Raw genomic sequence first — 5,396 nt, 5'->3', positions numbered from 1 at the left:
AAAAAAAGAAAAAGTTAAGAAGACTGGGTTATTGTTCATAATTGAAGAAGGAGACAGGAGACAGGAGACAGGAGACAGGAGGAAAATTACATGGGGATTCTAACCCCAAGTAATTTTGAACACCGTGTAGACGGTGGGGTATTAAACCCACAAAGAAAATGATCAAATTATTCGTTCGAGCACTAGGTTTGATCCGTTGATAAGAGGAACGTTTATTGATAGCTGTCAACCATTGATTGAGTCGAGGAAAGCGGTCATTGTCGTATAGAGAATATCCCCGGAATACAGGTAAATTTGCTGCGAACCTTCTGAGAGCTGGAGTATACATAATATCCACCAAACTAAACTCGCCCATAAAATAAACACCAGGATATTGACCCAATGTTACCTCTAACTGGTCTGATTTTGTCTCAAAAGTTGTTTGCAAATTCAGCAGTTGTGCCGCTATCTGTTCCGGAATAGTTTCTGTAGATTGCTCAGAGTTAGCAGGTTTGCCTCGGAGAAACGCATATCCTGATTTGACTAAACCATTGGCATCAAAATTCTCAATCATATCTAATGCCGCAGACCTTTCTTGAGAGGCGATCGGCAGTAGAGGAAAGCGATCGAATTTTTTTTCTAAGGCAAGCAGAATATCTTTAGACTCATAAACTAACTCGCCCTCAATTTTGACTGCGGGAACCAATGCTGTTGGCACCATATCCTTATACCACTGTGGTTTGTTTGATAAATCAATTAATTCAGTTTCAAAAGGAATTTGTTTTTCTTCTAAAGCAAACCAAACTCTTTCACAGAAAGGACACCAACCATGAGTATCTCGATAGAGCAAGACAGAAGGTTTTTCCCCAGGACTGAGTCGATGGAGGTGACTGGATATTGTTGCAGTGGCAGGTGTTTGTCCTGGTCTTGATATCCATTTTGCCGTAGTATTTTGTTGGGCAACCTCTAGTAATTCTTCCCAGTTAGGAAGAGATTTTTGCTGAGATGTCTCTGTTTTCATTGCTAGCTTTATTTGTTAGATAGATGTACCTGAAATTTTATCATAAATCAAAGTCAAATAAATATTTCGTAGTGGCGTGACACACCAATGTTGCAATAGTAGGGGCGGGTTCCGCGTTAAATTAATGGTGTTAGAAATTATCTGATTAACCCGCCCCACTAAATTAATATTTATGAAGATACGATCGGGGGTTCTATAAGGTTTTTCCTTCTCTTAAAGCTTCTTCCTTCTTCCTTTTTCCTTCTTCCTTACCTTCTCTATACAATACCGATGCTACCGGACATGATATCAGTTATCAGTTGTCAAAAGGTGGCATATATCTAAGTTTTGCTCAGTTACGCTATCGCTAACACACCCTACTGTCGTGTCAAGCTTAAAATAGGGTAATAGGAAAATGGTAAAATCTAAGCTATATATTGTTTTTGTCCAAAATCCTAATACAACATTTAAGGCTTGACGCGCTACTACTGGACTCGGTTTTTTATTCCCCCTATTGCTTATTGCCTGTTGCCTGTTGCCTGTTGCCTGTTGCCTGCGCGCAGCGCTCTAACCCACAAATTGCAGCTAAAAGTAACCATCCTATTGTATTAATTCGTAAATCAAACAAACTCACGTCAAACATATTAAATATAGTACAAGCAGCAAAAGCTACTAAATAACTAAAAAATATGAAACGGTCTCCTCTGGAATAAATTGATGACCTATTAATTAATAACAATACTGCCTTTGCCAATATCCAACCCACCCAAACAAACAAAAACAAAGCAGCAGGAATTCCAGTTTCTGCCGTTAGCATCAAGAATAAATTATGAGGATGACCAAGCCACATTTGCATCTGTGCTTCATACAAAGGAGTAAAATTCCGCAAACCCCAACCACTCCAAGGCTTTTCTAAAGTCATATTCCAAGCAAATTGCCATTGGGTGCTGCGTAGAATGGCTACAGGTCTATCAAAATCTCGATCTGTGAGTCGTGCCCAAAAGTATTCCGGAACAATTATTCGTAACCATTGCTGCAAAGGTGCAGGAGCAAAAGCAGCTCCAAAGACAGTTGCCACTGCTGTCATTACTAACCATACTAACCAATGCCAACCAAGATAAATAGCATAAGCAAGACCAGCAAATACCACTAACCCCCAAGCATTGCGTGAATTTGTCAAGACCAAAGCAATGCCATTACTAATTATTGCCACTGTTAAAAAAATAAGTTCTTGAGGTGACTCACCATGAAAAATATTGAAGCGACCCATTTTCTGTTTTGGGTGTGCGCTCTCTGTTGTCACCCTGTTTCCAAATAAAAATTTCCATTTTTCAATCCACAACCCCAACCCAAGAATAAATACAACCGTCAAATAAATTGCGAGAATATTAGCATACATAAATACTGAAGCCATTCTCCCCGGAGGGTTGCCTTGTGGTGCAAGTACCCAACCTAAAATAATTTGTAAACTCAGGGGGCCAGACCAACCAAAAAATAATTGTCCGAAACCTAAAATGACTACAGGTAGTGAAGAGAGTACCATTACCCAAGAAAGTCGTCGCAGTTGGGAGGGAGTTTGGATAAGAGTACTCAAGGCAGCAAATACTCCAAAAAACGGTAATAAATTAGCTAACCCTAAAAAGGCTTCCTGACGGTCTAATGCAAAAAATGTAGCGATCGCTAACCAGACAGCAAGACCAGCTAAGGCTATATTGTGGGGACGACGAATAATGCTGCGCCATTTTTGTTGCCAACTGCTAATAACGGCAAAAATTAGAGTTAATATACCTATAGTTGGTAATATAGGAAACAGTAATAGTCCTATTTGAGTGAACTTCCACTCTTTTTGTAAATAACGATGAGAATTATGATTCAATTTTTTTAGGTATTATAGCAGGGAACAGGGAACAGGGAACAGGGAATAGGCAACAGGCAACAGGCAACAGGCAACAGCGGTCAGACCCCGCGACGACGCCAGCTCGCTTGCGGAATGCTGACCAAGAGAGGCAACAGTGGAAAAAAACATTGCCTAGCTGTGGGATAGTGCGTTACGTGATACTAACGTACTCTACTGGACTGACACACCTTAAATGGTGCATTAGATTCAATTCAAAAGTCAAAAGTCATGCATTCAAAAGTAAGAGTTTTCAAGTTAAAAACTAATGCACAGTTTTAGCTGTGTAAGTCTACTACATTATATTCATTTTACAAACACTCTCTAATATAGCAATAGTAATTCCCAAAAAGTGTGAGGTACAAAATGATAAGTTTTAGGGAGCAGGAAAACGCATAATGATATAAACTTGTAATAAAGTAGGTTGGGTTAAGCGCTAGCAAACCCAACAGATAAGGGTCTAATTTTTTTCCACTAGCATCTCCAATAATAAAAAATAACATGAAATTAGCAACAGTTAAACAATTATTTATTCATCCAGTTAAAGGGTTAACTCCTAAAAATTGCCAGGATTTTTTCCTCACTTCAGGATATGGCATTAAAGGCGATCGCGCTTTTGCTTTGATGTTTCTCGACTCTGATAACTCTACAATACCAGAAGTTATACCTTGGATGAGTAAAAAGCATTTTGCAGTACAAAATGACTGGCCTGGTTTAGCTGCTTTGAATTGCGAGTTTGACCCAGAAACTGGATTTTTGACTGTGCGACATCAAGGGGTTGAGTTACTGAAGGCAAATACAAGTTTATCTGAGGAGCGCGATCGCATTAGTGCTTTTTTCACAGATTATTTGACTACTCTCACACCGAATAAAGGAGCGCGTCATCCTCAAAAAGCTCCTGTGCAGTTAGTGGGAAATGGTAATACAACTCGTTATCCCGACCGCGAAATTGTACATATTTCTATTATTAGTCAGGCAACTATGGATGATTTAGGAGAAAAAGCAGGGAATATATTAGATATACGGAGGTTTCGTCCTAATGTAGTTGTGGATGGAATAGATGCTTGGTCAGAGTTTGACTTGGTAGGAAAACAGTTGCGCTTGGGTAATGCTCAAATTACTGTTACTGCTAAAATTGGACGGTGTATGAATATTGAGGTCGATCCAGAAACAGGTGATCGCGATATTCCTTTATTATCGGTGTTGAAAGAAAAATTTGGTCACGCTCACACGGGAGTATTGGCAACTGTTGATAGTGATGGCAGTGTAGCGGTTGGCGATCTTTTGCAAGTTTTGAGTGATTAATTTCTATATTTTTTACAACAATCAATAATTATGATAGTCTATAGCAGGCAACAGGGAACAGTGGAAAAAATATTTCCCTGTCTTACGGTTGATTATCAGTATAAGTCCTAAGTAACCCATAATTTGTTATAATTAGGACTTAGGCACTGACAATAGAAGTATAGCAATGTGCGCTGGCATATTTACAAATCACAGGAGGTGTCCAATAGCTAAAAGTCTTATATTATCAGCTTTTTATTCCCCCAGATGAGTTGTTGCCTATTGCCTGTTGCCTGCGCACAGCGCTATAGAGTTTGTGCGCTATCGCTAACACACCCTACCAATCGCGTTCATGCGTAAGTCATATCAAATCCGGTAGCATCGGTGTAATTAGATGGGGAGATGGAGAGATCGAGAAATATTTGGTAATGGTTGAAGATGGAACATTTTTTTAGGGGTTGCACATTATGGAATGATACTGCCAAAAAGAGGTTTAGACTTTGACTAAAAAAACCTAATATTAATTGTTCTAGCAATTATCAAATCCAAAATCAAATTCAATCAAAAATCTCAAATCATTCGCCACTGTGCAACGCCTTTTTTTATACCGAATTAAACGGATTTGATATGATATACAAGTCAAAATTAATAGGAAGTGAAATTATGGAAAGTCAATTATCTGGAAGTTGGCAAGACTGGGTAGGAGTAGCAGGTTATGTTTTATTTGCAGGTTTTATTGTCTGGCGCGTACTTACAATGCCATCAAAGTGAGTTACATCATGTCCGGATAAGAGCGTGATAGAATTCCGTTCCGCTTACGCGACCAAAAAACTTTATCCTTCTCCTGTTCTTTCTTCTTCTTTATTCCCTCCTGACTCGGTCCTTCCCCTCCTGGGAGGGGTTAGGGGTGGGTTGACTCCTGACTCCTCCATCATTTATTTATAACTGTTCAACCGGACATGATATTATAGCGCTATGTGTTGGGTAGTAGCTTGCTATAACGATAGGATTGGCCATGATAGCAGTATGCACTCAAGAAAGTTATAAATAATGAGGTCAACTAAAATGCTGGAAGTCAGATTGATCTTTGAGAAAAAGGAATTGCGCAGGCCCTCAAAAATGATATTGAAGCTATTCCTACTGACTACTAGAAACAACCTTTTATTATACAGACGCTGCCGGACTTGTTGATATTATAGGCGATCGACAGACACACGAAAAATTAATGCCTGTGTCTGA

3 protein-coding genes are annotated in these 5,396 nt (G+C 39.2%); 1 reads left to right on the top strand and 2 read right to left on the bottom strand.

Translation table 11 applies throughout. The features are described 5' to 3' along the window. Nucleotides 1–28 precede the first annotated feature (28 nt). Together F6K13_RS16510 and F6K13_RS16505 are read right to left on the bottom strand one after the other, a co-directional pair. Entirely contained in the window at nucleotides 29–1,000 is a 972-nt protein-coding gene (locus F6K13_RS16510; RefSeq protein ID WP_287287852.1) for a glutathione S-transferase family protein, read from the bottom strand. 490 nt (nucleotides 1,001–1,490) lie between these two features. After that, nucleotides 1,491–2,855, bottom strand: coding sequence for an O-antigen ligase (locus F6K13_RS16505; protein WP_124155175.1), 1,365 nt, complete (start codon nucleotides 2,853–2,855; stop codon nucleotides 1,491–1,493). A 519-nt stretch (nucleotides 2,856–3,374) separates the two neighbouring features. Here F6K13_RS16505 and F6K13_RS16500 point away from each other — a divergent pair. Further along, nucleotides 3,375–4,178, top strand: coding sequence for an MOSC domain-containing protein (locus F6K13_RS16500; RefSeq protein WP_124155174.1), 804 nt, complete (start codon nucleotides 3,375–3,377; stop codon nucleotides 4,176–4,178). Nucleotides 4,179–5,396: the final 1,218 nt, after the last annotated feature.

The organism is Okeania sp. SIO2B9 (assembly GCF_010672505.1).
In the GTDB taxonomy this organism is placed as follows: Bacteria; Cyanobacteriota; Cyanobacteriia; order Cyanobacteriales; family Microcoleaceae; genus Okeania; species Okeania hirsuta.
This window is presented reverse-complemented; position numbering and strand designations above follow the sequence as displayed.

Coding starts and splice junctions, on each gene's coding strand:
- F6K13_RS16510 (WP_287287852.1), bottom strand. CDS start 1,000: ATGAAAACAGAGACATCTCAGCAAAAATCTCTTCCTAACTGGGAAGAA.
- F6K13_RS16500 (WP_124155174.1), top strand. CDS start 3,375: ATGAAATTAGCAACAGTTAAACAATTATTTATTCATCCAGTTAAAGGG.